The 21,909-nt window shown below is 66.2% G+C and carries 19 protein-coding genes; 7 read left to right on the top strand and 12 right to left on the bottom strand.

Annotated features, from left to right (window positions below):
- Nucleotides 1-172: 172 nt before the first annotated feature.
- On the bottom strand, nt 173-1,078 hold the full coding sequence (locus AC1DS3_RS17685) for a MurR/RpiR family transcriptional regulator (protein WP_441639771.1): 906 nt from the start codon (nt 1,076-1,078) through the stop codon (nt 173-175).
- A gap of 90 nt (nt 1,079-1,168) precedes the next feature.
- Here AC1DS3_RS17685 and AC1DS3_RS17680 point away from each other — a divergent pair, with 90 nt between their 5' ends.
- Nucleotides 1,169-2,344, top strand: a complete 1,176-nt coding sequence (locus tag AC1DS3_RS17680; RefSeq protein WP_441639770.1) for a M20 family metallopeptidase — start codon at nt 1,169-1,171, stop codon at nt 2,342-2,344.
- A 49-nt stretch (nt 2,345-2,393) separates the two neighbouring features.
- Nucleotides 2,394-3,401: a Bug family tripartite tricarboxylate transporter substrate binding protein gene (locus AC1DS3_RS17675; RefSeq protein WP_441639769.1), complete on the top strand. Its 1,008-nt coding sequence runs from the start codon at nt 2,394-2,396 to the stop codon at nt 3,399-3,401.
- Between the two features lie 36 nt (nt 3,402-3,437).
- Here AC1DS3_RS17675 and AC1DS3_RS17670 read toward each other — a convergent pair whose 3' ends face one another.
- Nucleotides 3,438-4,376, bottom strand: a complete 939-nt coding sequence (locus AC1DS3_RS17670) for a LysR family transcriptional regulator (protein ID WP_441639775.1) — start codon at nt 4,374-4,376, stop codon at nt 3,438-3,440.
- A 332-nt stretch (nt 4,377-4,708) separates the two neighbouring features.
- On the opposite strand from AC1DS3_RS17670, the gene AC1DS3_RS17665 reads away from it, so the two are divergent.
- Nucleotides 4,709-5,482, top strand: coding sequence for a class I SAM-dependent methyltransferase (locus tag AC1DS3_RS17665; RefSeq protein WP_441639768.1), 774 nt, complete (start codon nt 4,709-4,711; stop codon nt 5,480-5,482).
- Here the strand turns inward: AC1DS3_RS17665 and AC1DS3_RS17660 are convergent.
- From AC1DS3_RS17660 to AC1DS3_RS17625, 8 genes are all read right to left on the bottom strand, one after another.
- Nucleotides 5,474-6,301 carry a putative hydro-lyase gene (locus tag AC1DS3_RS17660; RefSeq protein WP_441639767.1) on the bottom strand — a complete coding sequence of 276 codons (828 nt, stop codon included), beginning with the start codon at nt 6,299-6,301 and terminating at the stop codon, nt 5,474-5,476. The two genes, AC1DS3_RS17665 and AC1DS3_RS17660, sit on opposite strands and share 9 nt — an antisense overlap.
- Nucleotides 6,302-6,321: 20 nt before the next feature.
- On the bottom strand, nt 6,322-7,665 hold the full coding sequence (locus AC1DS3_RS17655) for an MFS transporter (protein ID WP_477127616.1): 1,344 nt from the start codon (nt 7,663-7,665) through the stop codon (nt 6,322-6,324).
- Between the two features lie 534 nt (nt 7,666-8,199).
- Entirely contained in the window at nt 8,200-8,439 is a 240-nt protein-coding gene (locus AC1DS3_RS17650) for an acyl-CoA carboxylase biotin carboxyl carrier protein subunit (protein WP_441639765.1), read from the bottom strand.
- A gap of 17 nt (nt 8,440-8,456) precedes the next feature.
- Nucleotides 8,457-9,221, bottom strand: a complete 765-nt coding sequence (locus AC1DS3_RS17645) for a LamB/YcsF family protein (RefSeq protein ID WP_477127615.1) — start codon at nt 9,219-9,221, stop codon at nt 8,457-8,459.
- A complete protein-coding gene (locus AC1DS3_RS17640) occupies nt 9,214-10,185 on the bottom strand; it encodes a 5-oxoprolinase subunit C family protein (protein ID WP_441639763.1) in 972 nt (323 codons plus the stop codon). The genes AC1DS3_RS17645 and AC1DS3_RS17640 overlap by 8 nt, the downstream gene beginning before the upstream one ends.
- Complete coding sequence (gene pxpB / locus AC1DS3_RS17635; RefSeq protein WP_441639762.1) at nt 10,182-10,943, bottom strand: 5-oxoprolinase subunit PxpB; 762 nt, start codon at nt 10,941-10,943, stop codon at nt 10,182-10,184. The genes AC1DS3_RS17640 and pxpB overlap by 4 nt, the downstream gene beginning before the upstream one ends.
- The gene (locus tag AC1DS3_RS17630) at nt 10,940-12,352 is read right to left on the bottom strand and encodes an acetyl-CoA carboxylase biotin carboxylase subunit (RefSeq protein WP_441639761.1); all 1,413 of its coding nucleotides are present in this window, start codon (nt 12,350-12,352) and stop codon (nt 10,940-10,942) included. Before AC1DS3_RS17630 ends, pxpB begins: the two co-directional genes overlap by 4 nt.
- Before the next feature lie 125 nt (nt 12,353-12,477).
- Nucleotides 12,478-12,912: a VOC family protein gene (locus AC1DS3_RS17625; protein ID WP_150986184.1), complete on the bottom strand. Its 435-nt coding sequence runs from the start codon at nt 12,910-12,912 to the stop codon at nt 12,478-12,480.
- Nucleotides 12,913-13,069: 157 nt separating this feature from the next.
- Here AC1DS3_RS17625 and AC1DS3_RS17620 point away from each other — a divergent pair, with 157 nt between their 5' ends.
- The 3 genes from AC1DS3_RS17620 to AC1DS3_RS17610 all read left to right on the top strand — a co-directional run bounded on the left by AC1DS3_RS17620 (nt 13,070) and on the right by AC1DS3_RS17610 (nt 15,427).
- The gene (locus AC1DS3_RS17620) at nt 13,070-13,948 is read left to right on the top strand and encodes a LysR family transcriptional regulator (protein ID WP_441639760.1); all 879 of its coding nucleotides are present in this window, start codon (nt 13,070-13,072) and stop codon (nt 13,946-13,948) included.
- A gap of 238 nt (nt 13,949-14,186) precedes the next feature.
- Entirely contained in the window at nt 14,187-14,891 is a 705-nt protein-coding gene (locus AC1DS3_RS17615; RefSeq protein ID WP_441639759.1) for a methyltransferase family protein, read from the top strand.
- 215 nt (nt 14,892-15,106) lie between these two features.
- The gene (locus tag AC1DS3_RS17610) at nt 15,107-15,427 is read left to right on the top strand and encodes an EF-hand domain-containing protein (protein ID WP_441639758.1); all 321 of its coding nucleotides are present in this window, start codon (nt 15,107-15,109) and stop codon (nt 15,425-15,427) included.
- A 452-nt stretch (nt 15,428-15,879) separates the two neighbouring features.
- Here the strand turns inward: AC1DS3_RS17610 and bglX are convergent, their stop codons facing one another.
- Entirely contained in the window at nt 15,880-18,168 is a 2,289-nt protein-coding gene (gene bglX / locus AC1DS3_RS17605) for a beta-glucosidase BglX (protein ID WP_477127617.1), read from the bottom strand.
- Between the two features lie 241 nt (nt 18,169-18,409).
- Here bglX and AC1DS3_RS17600 point away from each other — a divergent pair, with 241 nt between their 5' ends.
- Entirely contained in the window at nt 18,410-19,957 is a 1,548-nt protein-coding gene (locus AC1DS3_RS17600) for a glucan biosynthesis protein G (RefSeq protein ID WP_477109497.1), read from the top strand.
- A 79-nt stretch (nt 19,958-20,036) separates the two neighbouring features.
- Here the strand turns inward: AC1DS3_RS17600 and AC1DS3_RS17595 are convergent, their stop codons facing one another.
- The gene (locus AC1DS3_RS17595; RefSeq protein WP_441639757.1) at nt 20,037-21,380 is read right to left on the bottom strand and encodes an aspartate aminotransferase family protein; all 1,344 of its coding nucleotides are present in this window, start codon (nt 21,378-21,380) and stop codon (nt 20,037-20,039) included.
- Between the last annotated feature and the right edge of the window lie 529 nt (nt 21,381-21,909).

The raw sequence follows: 21,909 nt of genomic DNA, 5'->3' as shown, positions 1-21,909 counted from the left end.
CATACCATCTTCTCTTTACGAGTAAAGAGAAGTGACATCTCACACGTTCTAAAACGGCCAATACCGTACAGCCGCGACAGCAGCTAGAAGCAAGAAAACCCCACCCACCAAGCGCATCCCCCGCGTCACCGGGGCTACAAGCAGCAAAATCGTACCCAGGCCTACAACATCCCTACCCCCGCCTCAACCCCTCGACAGGATCCGCCTCAAAAGCTTCCCATAGCGCATCGCGCCGTTGCAGCGCCTTGATGACGGCTGGCTGGCGCAGCTGCGCGACCGCCGAGACCAGCGCATTGCACAGGAAGAAGGCCGCCGTATAAGAGTCGAACGGCGACGCATTGGCCGTGCGCACCAACAGATGGTGATCCGACAGCGGCACCAGCGGCGCGGCCGGGCTGTCGCAAATCGCAATCACGCGCGCACCGCGTTCGCGGAAGGCGCGTGCGATGCTCACCGGCGCGCTGGAGTAGCGGCGGATGCTGAAAGTCAGCAGCACATCCTCCGGCTCCACCCATAGCATGGCATCCGTGGCCGTCACCGCGCCCGCGCCCAGTTCCTGGACCTGTGGCCGGCACATATTCAGATGCAGCGCCAGCCATGCTCCCACGGGCGCACTGTTTTTCTGCGCCAGCACGAACAGCCGGCCGCGCGGCTCGGCCAGCAGGCGCGCGATCGCCTCGAAGGCGGCCATGTCCAGCCCTTCGTGGGTGGCCGCCAGGTTGTGCTGGTCGTGCAGCAGCGCGTCGTCCACGCAAGCGCGCAGGGTGCGCTTGCCACCGATCGTGGCCGGCGCGCGCTGGCCGGCGGTGGGCAGGAGCGCTGTCACGCTGGCCCGTGCTTCGCGCTGGGCATCGCCATAGCTGGCATAGCCCAGCTTGGCAAACAGCCGCACCACCGTGGAAGCGCTCGTGCCGTGCTGGGCAGCCAGCGCGGTGGCCGATTCCAGCAACGCATGCGGATAGTCGCGGCCCAGCGCATCGGCCAAGGTGCGCTCGCGGGCGGTCAGCGTGGCCGCCTCGCGCGCAAGGCGCTCGAGCAAGGTGGCGTCACGTGAAGGAGTCTCCTGGGCATGTTTCATGGTGTTGACACGTTGCAATGCATATTGCATGATCATATCACTTTTGCAATGCACGATTCACTCCCACACGAAGCAAGGAGCAAGCGGTATATGGTCGACAACGCAGCGGATAGCGGCATGCATGCCCAGGCGGCAAGCGGGGTGATCGATTGGCTGGGCGGCCAGCAGGCTGCCATGCAGGCGCTCCTGCAGCGCATTGTCGACATCGACAGCGGCAGCCGGCAGGAAGCCGGCGTGACGGCCGTGGCAGAGGTCCTGCGCGCGCACCTGGAGGCCGCCGGCATTGCAGTCACCCTGCATGCCGTGCCCGGCTATGGCGTGTGCCTGGATGCGCTGGTGCCCGGTGCCGGCGATGGCGCGCCAATCTTGCTGATGGGGCATATGGATACCGTGTTCCCTGCCGGCACGGCGGCACGCCGTCCCTTCCGCGTGGAGGATGGGCTTGCCTACGGGCCCGGCGTGGCCGACATGAAATCCGGCCTGGTCATGAATGTGTTCGTGGCCGAGGCCCTGGCGCGCTGCGGCGGCAACGCCTCGCCAGTGCGCCTGTTCTTTTCCTGCGACGAGGAGATCGGTTCCGGCGCCACCCGCGAACGGATCATGGACGTGGCGCGCGGCGCGCGCGCCGTGTTCAACGCCGAGCCCGGCCGCGTCAGCGGCAACCTGGTCACAGGGCGCAAGGGGTCGATGGTGGTGGAATTCGAGGTGGAGGGCGTGGCCGCGCACGCCGGGGTCAACCACGCCCAGGGTGCCAGCGCCATCGACGCGCTCGCGCGCAAGATCCTGGCGCTACATGCACTGACCGACCCCGAGCAGGGCATCACCACCAATGTGGGCTGCGTGAAGGGCGGCATCGTGCCCAATATGGTGGCGCCGCTTGCGCAGGCCGAGCTCGACGTGCGCTTTACCGCCGACACGGACATCGAAGCGCTGGTCGAGCAGGTGCGCGCGATCATCGAGGCCGAATCGCTGCCGCGCACCAAGGGCCGGATCACCGACATGCGCCGCACCCGGCCGATGACCCAGACGCCTGCGGACCTGCTGGCGCTGTACCAGCGCGGCGCGCGGCACCTGGGCTTCGCGGTAGACGGCGAGTTCACCGGCGGCGCAGCCGATAGCGGGCTCACTTCCTCGGTGGGCACGCCCACGCTATGCGGCACCGGCCCGGTGGGCGGCCATGCGCACACCGTACGCGAGTACTCCGAGCTTGCCACCTTTGTGCCGCGCGCGCAGGCGGTGGCGATGGCCATCCTCGCACTGCGCTGAGCCGGGGCGCTCCCCCCATCCGATTTTCAACTACTGCCACCACACTGCCATGCCGAACGTGCCATTCTCTCGCCGCCATTTCCTCCGCACCGGCCTCAGCGTAGCCGCACTCGCGTGTGCCGCGCCGCTGGCCGCGCAAGCGCAAGCACAGGGCGCCTATCCCTCGCGTCCCATCACGCTGGTGGTGCCCTTTCCGCCCGGTGGTTCGGTGGACATCATGGCCCGCCAGTACTCGGAGCCGCTCTCGCGCATCCTCGGCGTGCCGGTGGTCGTCGACAACCGCCCGGGCGCGGGCGGCTCGGTCGCCACGCAATCGGTGGCCCGCAGCAAGCCTGATGGCTATACGCTCGTGGTCTCCTCCCAGAGCAGCCATCTGGCCAATCCGCTGACCCAGCCGAAACTGGGCTACGACCCGATCAAGGATTTCGAGAACATCGCCATCCTGGGCCGCCAGCCCAACGCCCTGGTGGTGCATTCGAGCCTGCCCGTGCGGACTTTCGCGGAGTTCCTGGCCTACGCGAAGAAGAACCCGGGCAAGCTCGACTACGGCAGCGGCGGCGTTGGCAGCATGGGCCAGCTGAATGTGGAAATGCTCAAGGCCAGCACCGGCATCTACGCCACGCACATCCCCTATCGTGGCGGCACGCACCTGATCACGGCCGTGCTGAGCAATGAGGTCCAGTTCATCCTCGACAACCTGGTCATCATGCTGCCCTATATCAAGGAAGGAAAAGTGCGTGCGCTGGCGGTGGCTTCCGAACAACGCCTGCCGCAGCTGCCCGATGTGCCGACCATGGCCGAGCTGGGCTACCCGCAGCTCAACCTGAGCTCCTGGACGGGCATTGCCGCGCCTGCCGGCACGCCCGAGCCGGTGGTGCAGAAGCTCTACCAGGCAGTGCGCCAGGCCGCCAGCGAGCCCGCCATGCAGACGGCGCTACGCGCGCGCGGCGTGTTCCCGCCCGAGGAAATGGCACCGGCCGCCTTCGAACGCATGATGGCCGACCGGATGGTGCGCTACGGTGAAGTGGTCCGCAAGGCCAAGATCTCCGCGGATTGAGCGCGCGGGATTGCGCTCGCGGAACTAGGGCGCGGACTAAGGCTTGCCGGTGGCCGCCCCGCCCTTGCCTTCCATGCCGCCCGCTGCAGTCACTCCGCCCGCGCGCAGCATGTCGATGACAAGCTGCATGGCGGGCGTGGGCGGGCGGCTCTTGCGCAGCACCAGCCCGTAAGGCGCAAGCCTGCCGTGCAAGGCAACCGGCAGCGTGGCGATCATGTTCAGGTCTTCGTAGTAGCGGGCCACCGAGGTGGGCAGCACGGCCAGCATGTCGGATTCGCGCAGCACGGACAGCGTGGTGAGGATTGACGATGTCTCCACCGTGCTCACCGGCGGCGGCACGCGGTTCTCGCGGAAGGTCTGGTCGATGATCTGGCGCATCGGGCTGGGGTGCGGCTGGATGATCCACGCGTAGTCCGTCAGGGCGGCCAGTTTCAGCTTGCCCCGCTCCGCCGCCGGATGCCCCGCCCGGGTGACGATCGACAGCGCCTCCTCCCCCAGCGTCTCGAACGACAGCTCCTGCGCCGGCCAGCCATCGGGGATGCGGCCCAGCACGATATCGATCTGATCCTGCTGCAGCGCGTGCACCAGCACGTCGCTGGTATCGATCTGCACGATGATGTGCAAGCGCGGATGTGCTTGCTTGAGCTTGACGATCACATGGGTGAGCAGGTCCGGCGCCGGCGCCATCACCGCGCCCACGCGCACCTTGCCCACATCGCCGGCCTGGATGGCGACGAGCTCCTCGCGCAGTTCATCCATGTCGGCAAAGACCACCCGCGCGTAGCGCATCACCGCCTTGCCCGATACCGTCGGCTCCAGCCCGCGCGCGTGGCGCGTAAAGAGCGGCACGCCGAGCACGTCTTCCAGTTCCTGAAGCGACTTGGTAGCGGCCGGCTGGGTCAGGGCCAGCCCGTCGGCTGCCTGGCGCAGCGAGGGCGACTCCGAGAGCGCCAGCATCAATTGCAGGTGCCGCATGCGAAGGCGCTTGCGGATGGATGCGCTGGATGGGATCGATGGGATGGATGGGATGCTCACCGCGATAATCTCCGAGAATAGGCGGATCGTGATTTCCGCTATTTTGCTTATCGCGAATTCTCGCACGGCGCGCACGGCGACAAGCACGGAGTGCCGCGTCAGGCAGTTGMCGCACCGCCTGCCTGCGGCGGCGCCTGCCCAAGCCCCACTTCCAGGCAATTTCGCTTCATTTCTGCGCATTTAGCGTCAGATTCCAGGCTTGCAAAGGGTATTTAGGGCATACTGGCCAATTCCCTCCTATTGCGAAGCCGGCGTTCTGGCTTCCCCCCTCGATGCCCGGCTACCAAACCAAGCAAGAGCGCATCGCCGTGACGGGCGTCGCCGACCTGGTCATTCGCTCCTTGCTGGACAAGCAGCAGTACTCCGATCCCCTCGGCGAAGCCGAACGCATGGGCATTTCTTCCGCCATGTGGCCGCTGTTCGGGCTGCTGTGGCCGTCCGGCGCGCACCTGGCGGCGCGCATGGCGCTGCGGCCGGTGGACGCCACCGAGCGGGTGCTGGAAATCGGCTGCGGGCTGGGGCTGGCCAGCCTGGTGGGGCACCGCCGGGGTGCCGACGTGACCGCCAGCGACTGCCATCCGATGGCCGCCGCCTTCCTCGCGGAGAACGTACGCCTGAATGGCCTGGCGCCCATGAAGTACCGGCACGGGCACTGGAGCGCCGCGGAGCATGAGCATGATGCCCCTGCAGGTGCCAGCCTCGCCCCCGCCAACGTCCACGGCCATTTCGACCTGATCATCGGCAGCGACCTGCTCTACGAGCGCGATGCCAATGCCAACCTCGCCCACTTTATCGGGCGCCACGCCAGCCCCACGGTCGAGATCTGGATCATCGATCCCGACCGCGGCAACCGGCCCGCCTTCAACCGGCAGATGGCCGAGCAGGGTTTCACGATGCGCGAGGAAAAGCTCGACCGCGTGGCCGCACCCGGCATCGATGCCTACAAGGGCCGCCTGCTGGTCTACCGCTGGGCAGCGCCGATGCCGCCCGCGCCGCTGCTCGAAGCAGCACCCGTGGCAACGATCGCGGCCATCGCCCTACACTAGCTTCAACGCGTCGGCAGGCACATCGCATACCAGCATGTGCCCCGGCGCATGGGTGATGCACAGCGGCGGACGCGCCATCATGGCCGCCGCCTGCGGCGTCACCCCGCACCCCCAGAACACCGGAACCTCCCCGGCCAGGATCGCGGTCGGCTCGCCTTCGTCCGGGCGGTCGATGTCCGCGATGCCGATCGCGGCGGGGTCGCCCATGTGAACCGGCGCCCCGTGCGCTCCCGGCAACCGGGCGCACACGGCCGAGGCGATGGCCGCCTGTTCCGGCGTGTAGGGCCGCATCGACACCACCATCGGCCCATGGAAGGCGCCGACGCGCGTGGTCTGGATGCTGGTGCGGTACATCGGCACGATCTTGCCTTCGTCCACGTGCCGCACGCGCAAGCCGGCGCGCTCCAGCGCGTCCTCGAACGACAGCGAGCAACCCAGCACAAAGCCCACGAAATCGTCCTGCCAGAGCGCGCTGATATCGTCGCGCTCCTCCACCAGTTCGCCATGGCGCCACACGCGGTAGCGTGGCACGTCGGTGCGCAGGTCGATGTCGCCGCCCAGCATCGGCACCGCCGGGCTGCCCGCTTCGGCCATGCCGATCAGCGGGCATGGCACCGGGTTGGCCCGGCAGTACTCGAGGAAATCCCCGGCCCAGGCCTTGGGCAGGATCATCAGGTTGCCCTGCGCATGGCCGGGCGCCATGCCGCTGGTATTGCCGTTGTACCGGCCACTGCGGATGCCGGCGCGGGCGCCAGCCGGCGTGGCGGCCCAGCCGGGGGCAAGCCCGGCGGCGGCGTGGATACCTGCTTCCATCTCCATGCTCCGGTTGCGGTCCGTCATCAGTCGAGGGCCTGGCGGGCGGTTTCCCTCACGCCCAGCAGGGCCAGCAGGCTGACTGCCGCGCCGCCCATGAGCAGGTAGGCCGGGCTGAGCAGGTTGCCGGTGCTGCCGATCAGCGCGGTGGCCACATACGGCGTGAGCCCGCCGCCGAGGATGGCGCCGATGTTGAAGCTGAACGCCATGCCGGTGTAGCGCACGCGGGTCGGGAACTGCTCGGCATAGGTCGGGTAGCCGACGGACTGCACGATGGGCATGGGCAGCGCCACCACCATCATGGCGAGGAAGGCCAGGCCGATGCTGTGGTTGTCCATCAGCATCATCATCGGCAATACCAGCACCATGTAGGCACAAAAGCCGATGGCAAGCACCTTGCGCCGGCCGAGCCGGTCGGACAGCCCGCCCCACAGCGGCATCAGCATGGCCATGGTCAGGCTGACGAACGCCATGATCCAGTACACCGTTGCCTTGTCGTACTTGAGATAGGTGGTCATGTAGATGTTCATGAACACCAGCCCCACCCAGTAGCCCACGTTCTGGCCGAAGGACAGCAGCACCACCTTGACCACGGCGGGCATGTGCGCGGTGAAGACTTCCTTGAGCGGCGCCTTGGGCGGCTCGCTGTGTTCCTGGAACTGCTTGAAGGCCACGGACTCTTCCACGCGCTTGCGCACCATCGACGAGATCACCACCATCGGGATCGCCATCAGGAACGGAATGCGCCAGCCCCACGCCTGCATCTGCGCGGGCTCCAGCAAGCCGGTGGTGATGCCGCACACGGTCGCGGCCAGCGCGCCGCCCACGGCCACGCCCACCGGCGTGAAAGCGCCGTAGAAGCCGCGCTTGCCCTTGGGCGCGGACTCGGCCACATAGGCAGCCGCGCCGGTGACTTCGCCACCGGCAAAGAAGCCTTGCGCCAGGCGAATGGCCAACAACAGCAGCGGCGCCACGATGCCCGCGCTGGCGGCCACCGGCAGCAGGCCGATGATGCCGGTGGCAATGCCCATGCCGATCACGGTAACCAGCAGCACGGCACGGCGGCCAACGCGGTCGCCCAGGCGCCCAAGCACGATGCCGCCGATCGGGCGCATCAGGAAAGCGCTGCCGAACACGGCCAGGATGGCCAGCAGCGAAGCCGTGGCGCTGTCGCTAGGAAAGAACAGCGGGCCAATGGTAGAGGCCATATAGCCATACACGCCGAACTCGTAGTACTCGATGGCGGTACCGGCCGCGGCGGCCATGGCGGCTTTGCGGGCGACGGCGTTGCCGGTTGCCGGCGCCGTGGCAGGGGCGGATGCCGGCGCCGCGTCGGGCATCGGCAGGGATGAGGTGGGGGCGTTGGACATGTTGTCAGTTTCCAGGATGCAACGGGGTAGAAAATCCAGTCCAGGCGTGGTGAAACCCCTGGATGAACCAGCGCTGAAGCACGAACACCTGCCGCGATGGCCGTCCTGTGCCTGAAACTTCCTGGTGCACAGGCCGGGCTCGCGTCTTGTTTTTATTTCCGGAGAGCTAACCACCTGCCGGGAATCGCGGGCCTTTAAAGCCACCGGGATTCATGCCTCATCGATTACACCGGATACTTTGCAACAAGCATGCCAGCGTCTATTTCGTTAAAAACACGGAATTCCGGGCGTTACGATTCCTGACTAAAAAAAGCCATCTGATTCGGGGATTTAATGCGCCCCGCCGCACCACAACAATGAACCTGCTGTCCCGCCTGGGGCGGCGAACGCACCGAAACCGGTATCGTCCGCAGCCAGCTGGTGATTTATTTCCAAATCCACGGGATCATTGAGAAAACAGCCAGGCCGTGTGGCCCGGCCGACACCACCAGATCAATGTCAGCGGCGAATTTACAGCTATATCAACAGCGCGTTTCAGGCAGCAGGAATAAAGCTGCCCAATACCTGGCCTTCTTCCACCATGTCACCTTCGGCCACGCAATACGATTCGATATAACCCGCCGATCCGGCCTCAATCGGTATTTCCATTTTCATGGATTCGATAATCAGCAGCGTGGCATCCTTTACCTGCATCTCGCCGGGCTGCGCCACGAGTTTCCAGAGGGTGCCGGCCGTGTCTGCCACGATGGATATGGGGGATTTTGTGTGGGGCATATTCTGTTTGTCCGTAGCTATCGTGATTGCGGTGCGCGCACCGTGATGCCCTCCGCCTCCAGCGCGGCGCGGATGCGGCGGGCAAACCCGGCCGCGCCCGGCTGGTCGCCGTGGATGCAGAGCGTGTCCGCCCGGACCGGCACGTCCACGCCGCCCAGCGAGCGCACCACACCGTCGCGCACCATGCGCAATACCTGCGCGATGGATGCCTCCACATCGGTGATCATGGCGGCGGGATGGCTGCGGGGGGTCAGCGAGCCATCGTCCTGATACGTGCGGTCGGCAAACACTTCCTGCGCCACCGCGAGTCCGGCCTCGCGCGCGGCCATGACCAGCGCGGAGCCGGCCAGGCCGTAGAACACCAGCGACGGATCCACATCGCGCACCGCCTCGCACAGCGCGCGCGCCATGACGCCATCGCGCGCGGCCTGGTTGTACAGCGCGCCGTGCGGCTTCACATGCGCGAGCCGGCTGCCGGCCGCGGCGGCAAACGCCTGCAGGGCGCCAACCTGGCAGACCGTGATGTTGTAGATCTCCTCGCGGCCAAGCTGCATGGCGCGCCGGCCAAAGCCCTGCAGATCCGGAAAACCCGGATGCGCGCCGAGCGAGACGCCGAGCGCGGTGGCGGCGCGCACGGTGGCTGCCATGGTCTGCGCATCGCCCGCGTGAAAACYGCAGGCAATATTGGCGGAGGTGACATGCGGCAACACAGCCGCATCGTCGCCAAGGCGGTAGATGCCGAAGCTCTCGCCCATATCACTGTTGAAATCGATCTCAGCCATGCGCGTGCTCCCCTGCCGTTGCCGTATCCATGGCTTCGAATACCGCGTCCTGCAGCATGGCAAGGCGCTGGGCTTCCTGCAGATCGATCAAGGCAAAGCGCACCGCCTCGCCCGGCATCTTCTGCGCCAGGCGCGGCAGGTCCACCGCGCACACATGGGCAATCTTGGGATAACCGCCGGTGGTCTGGCGGTCCGCCATCAGCACGATGGGCTGGCCATCGGGCGGCACCTGGATCGTGCCGAAGGCCACGGCCTCGGACAGCATCTCGGCAGGCGCGGCCAGCGCGAGCGGCGTGCCTTCCAGGCGATAGCCCATGCGGTCCGATTGCGCGCCAATGCGAAACGGCTCGCTGACCAGCGCATGCCTGGCCGCATCCGAGAAACGCGCCCATTCGCGCCCGGCGACGACGCGCACGGGCTGATCGGGCGCGGTGAGGACATCGGCCGGAAACGCCGGAAACGCCGGGAAAGCGGCATCGCGGACCGGTGCGGCCACGCCGCCGCGCAAGGCAATGCGGTCGCCCTTGCGCAACGGCTTGCCGGCCGCGCCGCCATAGCCGCCGCGCACAAAGGTGCTACAACTGCCCATGACCGGCGTCAGCGCAAAGCCGCCCTGCGCCGCAAGGTAAGCACGCAAGCCGCCCCGGCGCTTGCCGAAGGCCAGCACCGCGCCTGCGGCGACGGGCACCGCACGGTTCACCGGCACCGGCGCGCCGTCGAGCGTGGCATCCAGGTCCGCACCGCACACGGCGATCACGGCCGGCACATGGAACAGCAGCGTGGGGCCCATCAGCGTGATCTCCAGCGTGGCTTCTGCCGCGGCGTTGCCGGCCAGTGCGTTCGCCAGCCGGTGGGCGCGCTCGTCCATGGCGCCGTTGGCCGGCACGCCGAGTTGCTGGTAGCCGTTGCGGCCGAGATCCTGGAAGGTGCTCAACGCACCAGGCTTGATGACTTCAATGCTCATGGCTGCACACCCGCGTCCGCCTGCATGGATTCGAATACCTCGGAAGAGATCGGCACGAAGCGCACACGATCGCCGGCGGCCAGCAGGCACGGCGACGCGCGATGCGGGTCAAACAGCGCCACGGGCGTACGTCCGATCAGGTTCCAGCCGCCCGGCAAGGTCATGGGATAGATCACGGTCTGCCGATTGGCCAGGCCAACCGAGCCCGCCGCCACCGCGGTACGCGGCGTGCCGCGGCGCGGCGGCGAAAGGCGCGCGTCGAAGCGGCCCACATAGGGATGCCCCGGCGCGAAGCCCAGCATCAGCACATCGACCGGCTCGGCGCTATGCAGCGCGATGACCTGCTCGGGCGACAGGCCACAGGTAGCTGCCACATCGTCCAGGTCGGGACCATGTTCGCCGCCATAGCAGACGGGAATATCGATCACCAGCGGCGCGCCCGCGCTTGACGAAAGCCCTTCGCGCAGGAGTTCGCCGACCATGGCCGAGAGCGCCTCGAACGGAGCGCTGGTACCCGTCGCGCGGGCCACGGCAATCGGCTTGTAGTGCACGCCCACGGTGGTCAGGGCGGGCACGATGTCGGTCACGCCGGGCAGGGCAGCGGCGGCGATCCGCGCCGCTGCCGCGCACGCTTGGCGGTTGATGGCAATATCCGCCGCCGTGCCGAACTCCACAATCAGGCAGCGATCGCCGGACGGCGCGATCCGCCAGGACGTTTGCGCGGCCGGCGCGGCGTGTTCCATGTCCTGCGCGATCATGCCCGCACCTCCACGGCAGATGGCGCGGGCACAGCCACCGGCGCGGCGGACTCGCCCACCAGCGCCACCAGCTCGCGCTCCACAAAACCGGTATCGACGCGGCCGGCACGGAAGTCCGCATGGTCCAGCACGCAGCCAAGGAACGCGGCGTTGTGCCGGATGCCTTCGATCACGGTTGCGCCGAGCGCCGCCTGCATGGTGGCGATGGCGGCTTCGCGATCGGTGCCATAGGCAATCAGCTTGGCGATCATCGGATCGTAGAACGGCGTGATGGCATCGCCCTCGCGCACGCCGGTGTCCACGCGCAGCCCGGCCATGCCTGCCGGCAGGCAAAAGCGCGCCAGCTTGCCCGGCGATGGCATGAAATGGCGCGCCGGGTTCTCGGCATACAGCCGGCACTCGATGGCCGCGCCGGCGCGCCGGATATCCTGCTGCGCGCTGGGTGCGAGCGTGCCGGCGGCGAGCCGGATCTGCGCCTGCACCAGGTCCCAGCCGGTGATGGCCTCGGTCACGCCATGTTCCACCTGGATGCGCGTGTTCATCTCCAGGAAGAAGAACTCGCCGCTGTCCGCGTCGAGGATGAACTCGACCGTGCCCGCGCCGCTGTAGCGCTGGTGCGTGGCCAGCGCCACCGCAGCCGCGCTCATGCCGGCCAGCACGGCAGCCGGCACATTGGGCGCCGGGCTTTCTTCAATGATCTTCTGGAAGCGGCGCTGCACCGAGCATTCGCGCTCGAACAGGTGCACCGCCGTGCCGTCACCGAAGCCAAACACCTGCACCTCGATATGCCGGGCGCGCGGCACGTAGCGCTCCAGGTAGATGCTGGCGTCGCCAAAGGCCTTCAGGGCCAGCGCCTGGGTGGACGCCACCGTGGCCGCCAGCGTGTCTGGCCCATCGACGCGCTTCATGCCGATACCGCCACCGCCGCCGGCAGCTTTGACCAGCACGGGATAGCCAACGCGCCGGGCCTCGGCGTGCAAGCGCGACAGGTCTTCGGGCAGGAAGCGGATACTGCCGGGCAGCACCGGCACGCCGCACGCGGCGGCAATATCGCGGGCGCGGTTCTTGTCGCCCATGTTCTCGATCGACTCGACGGACGGGCCGATCCACTGCATGCCTAGCGCTTGCGCCGCACGGGCAAACGCGGTGTTCTCGGAGAGGAAGCCATAGCCGGGGTGCACGCCGTCGGCGCCGTGCGCCGTGCCCGCGGCGAGCACCGCTTCCACGTTCAGGTAGCTCTGCGCCGCCGGCGCCGGACCTACCGCAACGGCAATGTCGGCCATCTGGCAGTGCAACGCGCCGGCATCGGCGGCGGAATGCACGGCTACGGTTTCCATGCCGAGCGCCTGCGCGGCGCGGATGATGCGGCAGGCGATCTCGCCACGGTTGGCAACCAGGATTCTTCGCATATCGACTAACTCTTGCAGCTACTGCGTGGGGGCGATGCACGCGGGGCGGGCAAGCCCTGCCCCGCGTGCGGCAGCCGGCCTTGTGGCCGGTCTCACTCTGGTCTGACGCGGATCCGACGTTGGTGTTACTTGGCGAACAGCGAAGCGATATTGGCAAAGGCCTTGAGCTCCAGCGCGTTGCCCGACGGGTCGAGGAAGAACATCGTGGCCTGCTCGCCTACCTCGCCCTTGAAACGGATATGCGGCTCGATGATGAACGACAGGTTGGCGGCCTTGAGCCTGTCGGCGGCGACATGCCACTGGTCCATCGGCAGCACCACGCCAAAGTGGCGCACCGGCACGGCATCGCCATCGACGGCGCTGGTGTGGCGGTGGCCCGCTTCTTCCGGCGCCAGGTGGGCCACGATCTGGTGGCCATAGAAGTTGAAGTCCACCCAGTCCGGCGCGCTGCGCCCTTCGGGGCAGCCCAGCAGGTCGCCGTAGAACTCGCGCGCGGCGGCGATGCTGTGGACGGGGAAGGCAAGGTGGAACGGGGCGAGGACGGGAGTGATTTCGCTCATGGCGCTTGGGGATCGAAGTGTTGTGGGGGTCGGGTCTTGGCGCGCCGCCGGCAACGTTCCGGCCGGTGCACCAATGAGGGAAAGTCTAGGCATGGCAACCAATTAAAAAAAGCGATATATTTTTGACCTTAGCTACACGAAAATTGATGAAACGATCATGCTGCGCGAATTCAAGACCTTTATCGCCGTAGCCCGGCACGGCACTTTCGCCAGCGCGGGCGCGCGCATCGGGCTGACCCAGTCGGCTGTCAGCGCGCAGATCCACCGGCTGGAGCAAGAGCTTGGCTTCGCCCTGTTCGACCGCACGGGCCGCTCGGCGCGGCTAAACGCCGCCGGCCGGGAAACCCTGGCGCTGGCGGAGGAACTGATGGCGCTCTATGCCCGCATTGGCGAGCACGGCGGCGCCACGGAGCGCAGCGGCATGGTGCGGGTGGGCTCGATCGCCTCGGCACAGGTGTCGTTCCTGATCGACGCCATGGCCGCCTTCCGCGCCGAGCTGCCCGGCTGCAGGATCCGCGTTGTGCCGGGCGTGTCCCTGAACCTGCTTGGCCAGGTGGATGCGGGCGAGATCGATATCGCGGTGATGATCCGGCCGCCCTTTGCGCTGCCGTCGGAGCTGGAGTGGCGCACGCTGGTGATGGAGCCGTTCGTGCTGCTGGCGCCGGCCGCCATGGCAGGCCAGGCTTGGAGCGACGCGCTGGAATCCGCGCCCTTTATCCGCTATGACCGCAGCTCGTTCGGTGGCCGGCTGGTCGACCAGTTCCTGCGGCAGTCGCGGCTGGCGGTACAGGACGCCATCGAGCTGGACGAGCTGCAGGGCATCGTGCAACTGGTGGCGCGCGGCCTTGGCGTGGCGCTGATTCCGCAAACGGCGGCGCAAGGCCCTTGGCCACTCGGCGTGACTGCCCTGCCGCTTGGCGACAATACCTTTCACCGCGAGATCGGCCTGGTGGAGCGGCCGCGCCATAGCCGCCAGCCGGTGGCAAGCCGGCTCGCCGAGTACATCAGCGAGGCGGCGTCGGGCTGCAAGGTGTAGGCAGGCGCACATTCCGCCCGCCGCCGCCTTGCACGACGTCGCCACCGTCCAGCGCGCCCCGCGGCTGCCTGACACGCGAGGCGCAAGGTTGTCCCCTCGTTAGGGGGATATGGGTTGCACCCGCATCCCGGCGTAATCTCTGCTCATGATTGGCACGCTGAATCCATGCGACGCGGCATGACGATATCCCGCGCGGGTCATGCAGGCTTGCCTTATAAAAACAGAGAGGTCTCAGGGAATGCATAACGATAGCGACGCAAAGTCGCGTAGCGCCAATCGGGTCAATGCGCGCAACGGCGGTGGATTCACCGCCAGATCCATCCGGCCGCAAGTGCGTGAGATGGTGATGGAGGTGTCCGCGCGCCTCTGCGTCGTCCTGTTGCTGAGCCTGTTCGCCTATAGCGCGTACGCGCAGTGGCGCCTGGCGCCCGAGCGCATCACCTTGCTGCTGCTCGTGGTTGCCACGGTGCTGACCGTAGGCTTGTCGCTGTTCTCGCGGATCCCCGAAAAGCGCGACATGCGTCCCTTGAGCTTCGTGATGTCGATAGGCGGCAGCTTCTACTATCTCGGGATCGAGCTCGACCCCGGCGTTCGCCTTGTCCCCGAAACAGTCGGCGCCACGCTGGAAATCACCGGCATCCTGTTCCAGCTATTCGCCAAGCTCTCGCTGCGCGGCTCCTTCGGCATCCTGCCCGCCAATCGCGGCGTGGTATCGCGCGGCGCGTACCGGCTCGTGCGCCACCCCATCTATCTCAGCTACCTGGTGACAGACCTTGGCTTCCTGCTGGCCAACTTCGGCTGGCGCAATGCACTGCTCTACGGCGGCCTTTATGCGTTGCAAACGGGCCGGATGTTCAGGGAAGAACAACTACTGGGCCAGGATCCCGCCTATCGCGCGTATCAGGCCAATGTGCGATATCGCGTCATTCCCGGCGTGTTTTAAAAGGTGGCAGGGATTACCCGGCTCACCACCTTGAATTGGGAAAATTCTAATATCAGATCCGGAAATATCTAAATTCCCGAACACAGGAAAGCCGACGATGATCATAGCCAAGGATCTGGGGGATCGATTGCTCCCCGATTCCTGCAAATGCCCACCGATCGCGGACATCCGCCGGACCGGCGGGCCTCACCATCGAAGTACTCAAGGAGACACTAATGATTGCACGGCTAGTATCAACAACCAGCCTGGCGCTGCTCGCCTTTTTCGCGGCCGGCAGCGTCGGCGCGCAACAGCAGCCGATGAATGCAAAGGAAGCCAAGACAAAATTCGCGGAGAAATTCGCTGCTGCCGATACCAATCACGACGGCAAGCTGACGAAAGAGGAAGCGCAGGCGGGCATGCCCGAGGTCTACAAGAACTTCGACGCGATCGACGCCAGGAAGAAGGGCGAGATCACGCAGAAGCAGATTGGCGCGTACTGGGCGGCCAAGTCCAAACAGCGCGCTGCGGCGCAAAACCCGGGAAGCCTGAACTGAGTTGACGGCCCTGGCCCTCAAGGCAGGATCAGGGCGAGTTCCCCGGCGAGCTGGCCAGAACCAGGCCAGTGCCGGGGAGCTTTAATCCATATCCAAATATCCAATGATGGATGGTCCCTGGCTATATTCCAGTCAGGTCAGGAGGTTGAAGGCGAACCCTAGCGCAATCGCGCCGCCTAGCGCTTCCACTGCCGCCAGCGCGAGAAGGTTTTTCAAAACGAATGCATCGTCCTGCTTGGTCACCATGGTGTTGTCTCCTGAAGTAGGAATCCACGGCTGATCATTTGTGGAAAGCACGGCAGCCTCTGTTCCACACGCCAGCCACGTCTCAACTCGCTTTCAGTAGACCGCAACGCAGCGTCGGCGAAAAGCTGGCATAAACCCCTATTCAGGCCAGCGGGCCGGGACCGCGCGCGCAGTCAACGCACTTTCCCAAGCCCTTCCCGCTCCGCTTACTGCAGCACGAAGCCCTGCTCCCGCACCGCTTGCGAATCCAGCCCGATCTGGACCTTGAATTCCCCCGGCTCGGCKGCGTATTCAAGTTTGGCATTGAAGAACTTCAGCTTGTCCTCATCGAGGGCAAAACGCACCACGCGCTCCTCGCCGGCCTTGAGCATGAGCTTGTGGAAGTCCTTCAGCTCCTTCACCGGCCGCACCACGGAGGCGGCAACGTCCTGGATATAGAGCTGGACCACGGTTTCGCCATCGCGCTGCCCGGTGTTCTTCACCGTCACGCTCGCCTCGATGCGGCCACCGCGCGGCATGGTGGGGCTCGACAGCGTGATGCCGGACACGCTGAAGTCCGTATAGCTCAGTCCGTAGCCGAACGGGTACAGCGGGCCGGACGCTTCCTCGAAGTATTGCGAGGTGTAGTTTGGCGGCTGGCCCGGCACGAACGGGCGCCCGATACGCAGCTGGTTGTAGTAGGTGGGGATCTGCCCGAGCGAGCGCGGGAAGGAAATGGGCAGCTTGCCCGAAGGGTTGTAGTCGCCGAACAGCACGTCGGCAATGGCATGGCCGCCTTCGGTCCCGGCGTACCAGGTCTCGAGCAGGGCATCCGCGTTGTCCTTGACCCAGTTGATGGTGAGCGGGCGGCCGTTCATCAGCACCACCACCATGGGCTTGCCGGTGGTCTTGAGCGCCTTGAGCAGCGTCTCCTGGCTGCCCGGCAGCGACAAGGCGGTACGACTCGAGGCTTCGTGCGACATGCCGCGCGACTCGCCCACGGCCACCACGATCACGTCGGCGCCGCGCGCCGCCGCCACGGCTTCTGCAATCATGTCCCCCGGGGCACGCTTGTCCTGGACAATCTCGGGCTTGTCCCAGTTCATGAAGTTCAGGTACCCGACCACGCCAGCGTCGTCGGTCACGTTCGCGCCGCGGGCATAGGCCACGCGGCCCTTGTCGCCGAGCGCGTCGCGCACGCCTTGGAGCAGCGTCACCGTCTGGGCGGACTTGCCGGCGGCGGACCAGCTCCCCATGGTGTCGATGGGCGCGTCGGCCAGCGGCCCGACGACCGCGACCGTGCCGGCCTTCTTCAGCGGCAGGGTGCGCTCGCGGTTCTCGAGCAGCACCAGCGACTTGCGCGCCGCGGCGCGTGCGGCCTCCCGATGCAGGCGGCTCTGCGCGTCGACGTCGGCCGGGTCCTGCTCGGCGGCGCCGATGCGCTTGAAGGGTTCCTGGAACAGTCCCAGGTCGTACTTGGCGCCCAGTATCTCGCGCACCGCGTCGTCAATGACGCGCATGGGCACTTCGCCGGACTGCACCAGTTCGGGCAGGTGATCCCGGTAGGCGGAGTCGTGCATGCTCATGTCGACGCCGGCCAGGATGGCGAGCTTGGCGGACTCGCGCGCATCCTTGGCCACGCCATGCTTGGTCAGCTCGTCGATGGCCCCGTGGTCGCTCACCGTGATGCCCTTGAAGCCCCAGGTCTTGCGCAGCAGGTCACGCAACAGCCATGTGTTGGACGTGGCCGGCACGCCGTTGATCGAGTTCAGCGCGATCATGACGCCGCCGGCACCGGCATCGATGCCGGCGCGGTACGGCGGCAGGTAGTCCTGGTACATGCGCAGCGGGCTCATGTCGACCGTGTTGTAGTCGCGCCCGCCTTCCACCGCGCCGTACAGCGCGAAGTGCTTKACCACCGCCATCACGCTATCTGCGTTGGCCAGGGAGGTGCCCTGAAAGCCCCTGACGCTGGCCTGCGCGCACAGCGAGACCAGGTACGGATCCTCGCCAAACCMTTCCGACGTGCGCCCCCAGCGCGGATCGCGCGAGATGTCGACCATCGGCGCGAAGGTCATGTCAAGGCCATCCGCGCTGGCTTCGATGGCCGAGACGCGCGCGCTCTGCGCCACCGTTTCCATGTCCCAGCTCGATGCCAGGCCCAGGCTGATCGGGAAGATGGTGCGGTGCCCGTGCACCACGTCGTAGGCGAAGAAGATGGGGATCTTCAGGCGGCTGCGCTCCACCGCCGCCTGCTGCATCGGCCGGTTGTCCTTGCGCGTTACCGAGTTGAACGTACCGCCTACCCGGCCCGCCGCGATCTCCTTGAGCAACTGGGGCTGGGGCATGTCCTCGCCGATGCTGATCAGCCGCAGCTGCCCGATCTTCTCTTCCAGCGTCATCCGTCCGATGAGATCGGCGACGAAGGCATTCTTGCCGCCGGCGGCAGCCGGCGCGGTGCCGGCAAGAACCGGCGAACAAACCAGGCTGGCCGACAGGGCCAGCAAACAGAGCATTCTCATCTGAGTGTTATCCAGGTGGCGCGACAAGGTAGCTGCCCCGCGGGTGGTGCGCGTTTCCTGCCTGACAGGCACGCGAAGCGAAATACGCTATCGTTTATCTTTCTGCGCTGTGAGCACAGTTTACCGCCACTACACTATCTGCTGCCGCCGCATGTGACGCGGCAGCCTTGCTTAACCTGTTCTTCTGGAGAGATTCGTGGTTCTTGCCGTCATCGCCGCGTCGTTTCGTAACAAGATGCAAATCGCCTTGCCAACGCTGCTAGCCGCAGGGGCGCTGCTGGCGGGCAGCCAGGCCAGCGCGTTCTCCCTGGACGACGTGGTGCCCCGCGCCAGGACCCTGGCCGACAAGCCCTATGCCGCGCCGGTCAGCAACCTGCCTCCGGTATTCAGCCAGATGCAGTTTGCCGACTACATCAAGATCCAGCCCCAGCGCGATAACCTGGAGTGGAAGGACCAGGGCACGCCGTTCCGCCTGGGCTTCTACCACCAGGGCATGCAGTTCGGCAGCCCGGTGCGCATCAACGAGATCGTGGGCGGCGCGGTCCATGAGATCAAGTACGACCCTGCGCGCTTCGACTTCGGCGACCTGAAGCTGGACAAGTCCGCGACCAGCAAGCTCGGCTATGCCGGCTTCCGGGTGCTCTACCCGATCAACCGGGCCGACAAGCTCGACGAGATCATGAGCGTGCTGGGCGCCAGCTACTTCAGGGTCATCGGCAAGAACCAGGTCTATGGCCTGTCCAGCCGCGGCCTGGCCATCGATACCGGGCTGCCCGTCGCAGAGGAATTTCCGGCCTTCCGCGAGTTCTGGATCGAGCGGCCCGACCCACAGGACAAGCACCTGGTGTTCTATGCGCTGCTCGATTCCCAGCGTGCCACCGGCGCCTACCGCTTCGATCTCTACCCCGGCGAGGACTCGGTCCTCAAGGTGCAGGCGCGTATTTTCCTGCGCGGCCCCGTTGCCAAGCTCGGCGTGGCCCCACTGACCAGCATGTTCCTGTTCGGGCCGAACCAGCAGCGCGACCAGTACAACTTCCGCCCAGCCCTGCACGATTCCAACGGCCTTGCCATCCATACCGGCAGCGGCGAATGGCTGTGGCGCCCGCTGAACAATCCGCGCAACCTCGCCATCAGCACCTTCCAGGTCACCAATCCCAGGGGCTTCGGCCTGCTCCAGCGGGGCCGGGAGTTTTCCTCGTATGAAGACCTGAAGGACCGTTATGACCTGCGGCCAAGCGCCTGGATCGAACCCCAGGGCGACTGGGGCAAGGGCAAGGTCGAGCTGGTGGAAATCCCCACGCCTGACGAGACCAACGACAACATCGTCGCCTTCTGGACGCCGGACCGTTTGCCGCCCAAGGGCCAGCCCCTGAAGGCGGACTACACGATGCACTGGACCCTTGACGAGCGCGCCCTGATGGACAAGAACCTGGCTTCGGTCAAGCAGACGCTGCGCTCCGCGGGAGAAATCACACAGGCCAACCTGATCCGCCACCTGGATGGCAGCACCGGCATCGTGGTCGATTTCGAAGGCCCCGTGCTGGCGAGCCTCCCCCCCGGTACGCAGGTAGGCGCGCAGGTCAGCGTAAGCAGCAACGCCGAGATCATCGACAGGGTGGTGGAACCCAATCCCGTCATCAAGGGCTGGCGGCTGAACCTGCGGATCAAGGTCAAGGATCCGAAGCAGGTGGTGGAAATGCGCGCGGCGCTGGTGTCCGGCGACAAGACGCTGAGCGAGACGTGGAGCTACCAGATGCCGCCGTATTCGGTCGGCGGCAAATAACACGGCCTAATACGGGCAATACGAAATACGACCGCCCGTTGCGCCGTGCCGCCCCCCGTCTTGCGCCTGGCGTCCCGGCTCAGGCGAGCGCGCCGCGGGTCGCCGGCAACACGGCCTGGACCGACGTGGCAAAGCGCTCGACGATGCGGTCGATGTCCTGCGCCGAGCAGATGAACGGCGGCGCAAAGAGCACGTGGTCGCCCCGCACGCCATCCACGGTGCCGCCCATCGGATAGATCAGCAGCCCATTTTGCATGGCGGTGGACTTGAGCCGGGCATGCATCTTCAGGGCCGGGTCCAGCGTCGCCTTGGTCTCGCGGTCGGCCACGAACTCCACGCCGACAAAGAGGCCGCGGCCGCGGATATCGCCAACGTTGGGGTGGCCGCCCAGCGTTTCGCGCAGCCGGGCGCGGAGCTGCTCGCCGCGCGCCAGCACATTTTCCAGCAGACGGTCCCCGGTGATGGTGCGCTGCACGGCMAGTGCMGCCGCGCAAGCCGTGGCATGGCCGATATACGTGTGCCCATGCTGGAAGAAGCCGCTGCCACCCACCACCGCGTCGTAGATGCGGCTACTCGATATCATCGCGCCGATCGGCTGATAGCCCGCGGCCAGGCCCTTGGCGATGGTCACGATATCGGGCACCACGCCATCTTCCTCGCACGCGAACAGGTAGCCGGTGCGGCCCATGCCGGACATGATTTCGTCGAGGATCAGCAGCACGCCGTACTTGTCGCAGACGGCGCGGATGCGCCTGAGATAGTCCGCCACCGGCGGCACCGCGCCGGCGGTCGCGCCCACCACCGTCTCCGCCACAAACGCGGCGACGCTCTGCGGGCCGAGCTCGAGGATCTTGGCTTCGAGCTCGTCGGCCAGGCGCTGCGCGTACTGCTGGTCGGTCTCGCCCGCTACCTGGTCGCGATAGGCGTAGCACGGCGCCACATGGTGCGCCGGCACCAGCAGGGGCAAGAACGGCTCGCGGCGCCATGCATTGCCGCCAATGGCCAGCGCCCCCAGCGTGTTGCCGTGGTAGCTCTGGCGGCGCGCGATGAAGTGGCGGCGCTGCGTTTGCCCGATCTCCACGAAATACTGCCGCGCCAGCTTCAACGCGGCCTCGACCGCCTCCGAGCCGCCCGAGACAAAGTAGACGTGGTTCAGATCGCCGGGCGCCGCTTGCGCCAAGGTGCGGGCCAGTTCTTCCGACACTTCGGTGGTGAAGAACGACGTATGCGCGTAAGCGAGCGAGTCAACCTGCTGCTTGATCGCCTCGATCACACGGGGATGCCCGTGGCCCAGGCAGGACACCGCGGCCCCGCCTGAAGCGTCGATATAGTGCTTGCCATTGCTGTCGATGAGTTCGATGCCCTTGCCGGCGACTGCCACGGCAAGCGTCTGGCGGGGATTGCGGTGGAATACGTGGGTCATGATGTTTGGTGTGGAAACTGAATATCGAATTGGGGGCATGGGCGGTGCGTGAGAGCCTGGCCTGCAATGCTGGCGGCCTCAATGGGTAATGCCGGCATGACTTCTCTGCCCTGCTTACCGTGATTCGATTTCCGCTGGTTTAACAACCTCCGCCCACCTCCTGGCCTCCCGGTCCGCAAAGCTGGACCGCGCCTGCGCAGCCTGGGGCTCCGAATTTCGCCTTCCATGCAGGATCGGGCAAAGAAGCGCTGCCGTCACCGGCGAAGTATAAGAAAGCCCGCCCGGTTATGCAACATTTGTTTCTTTGTAAATAAACGAGATTCACTCGATTCAATCTGCACCGCGATGCGCCGGAGGCACGTCCAGTGCGTCGTGTGACCAGTTGTGCAACAATCGTTACATCCGTCAATCAGGACACCGCCCATGCCTACCGAAGTCTCCATGCCGCCGCAGAGCCTGGATGAACTGCTTGTTCATCTCCGGGAGAACTTCGCCACACTCAGTACGCAGTTCCAGTACGCAGTTCCAG

The sequence above is a fragment of the Cupriavidus sp. 01L46 genome (genome assembly GCF_056399905.1).
This window is presented reverse-complemented; position numbering and strand designations above follow the sequence as displayed.

Bases quoted from the DNA above. Each gene is read 5' to 3' on its own strand.
- pxpB (WP_441639762.1), bottom strand. From the start codon at position 10,943: ATGATCGCGCAGGACATGGAACACGCCGCGCCGGCCGCGCAAACGTCC.
- AC1DS3_RS17600 (WP_477109497.1), top strand. From the start codon at position 18,410: ATGCAAATCGCCTTGCCAACGCTGCTAGCCGCAGGGGCGCTGCTGGCG.
- AC1DS3_RS17615 (WP_441639759.1), top strand. From the start codon at position 14,187: ATGCATAACGATAGCGACGCAAAGTCGCGTAGCGCCAATCGGGTCAAT.
- AC1DS3_RS17610 (WP_441639758.1), top strand. From the start codon at position 15,107: ATGATTGCACGGCTAGTATCAACAACCAGCCTGGCGCTGCTCGCCTTT.
- AC1DS3_RS17630 (WP_441639761.1), bottom strand. From the start codon at position 12,352: ATGCGAAGAATCCTGGTTGCCAACCGTGGCGAGATCGCCTGCCGCATC.
- AC1DS3_RS17665 (WP_441639768.1), top strand. From the start codon at position 4,709: ATGCCCGGCTACCAAACCAAGCAAGAGCGCATCGCCGTGACGGGCGTC.
- AC1DS3_RS17670 (WP_441639775.1), bottom strand. From the start codon at position 4,376: ATGCGGCACCTGCAATTGATGCTGGCGCTCTCGGAGTCGCCCTCGCTG.
- AC1DS3_RS17650 (WP_441639765.1), bottom strand. From the start codon at position 8,439: ATGCCCCACACAAAATCCCCCATATCCATCGTGGCAGACACGGCCGGC.
- AC1DS3_RS17660 (WP_441639767.1), bottom strand. From the start codon at position 6,301: ATGGAGATGGAAGCAGGTATCCACGCCGCCGCCGGGCTTGCCCCCGGC.
- AC1DS3_RS17640 (WP_441639763.1), bottom strand. From the start codon at position 10,185: ATGAGCATTGAAGTCATCAAGCCTGGTGCGTTGAGCACCTTCCAGGAT.
- AC1DS3_RS17655 (WP_477127616.1), bottom strand. From the start codon at position 7,665: ATGTCCAACGCCCCCACCTCATCCCTGCCGATGCCCGACGCGGCGCCG.
- AC1DS3_RS17680 (WP_441639770.1), top strand. From the start codon at position 1,169: ATGGTCGACAACGCAGCGGATAGCGGCATGCATGCCCAGGCGGCAAGC.
- AC1DS3_RS17675 (WP_441639769.1), top strand. From the start codon at position 2,394: ATGCCGAACGTGCCATTCTCTCGCCGCCATTTCCTCCGCACCGGCCTC.
- AC1DS3_RS17625 (WP_150986184.1), bottom strand. From the start codon at position 12,912: ATGAGCGAAATCACTCCCGTCCTCGCCCCGTTCCACCTTGCCTTCCCC.
- AC1DS3_RS17685 (WP_441639771.1), bottom strand. From the start codon at position 1,078: ATGAAACATGCCCAGGAGACTCCTTCACGTGACGCCACCTTGCTCGAG.
- AC1DS3_RS17620 (WP_441639760.1), top strand. From the start codon at position 13,070: ATGCTGCGCGAATTCAAGACCTTTATCGCCGTAGCCCGGCACGGCACT.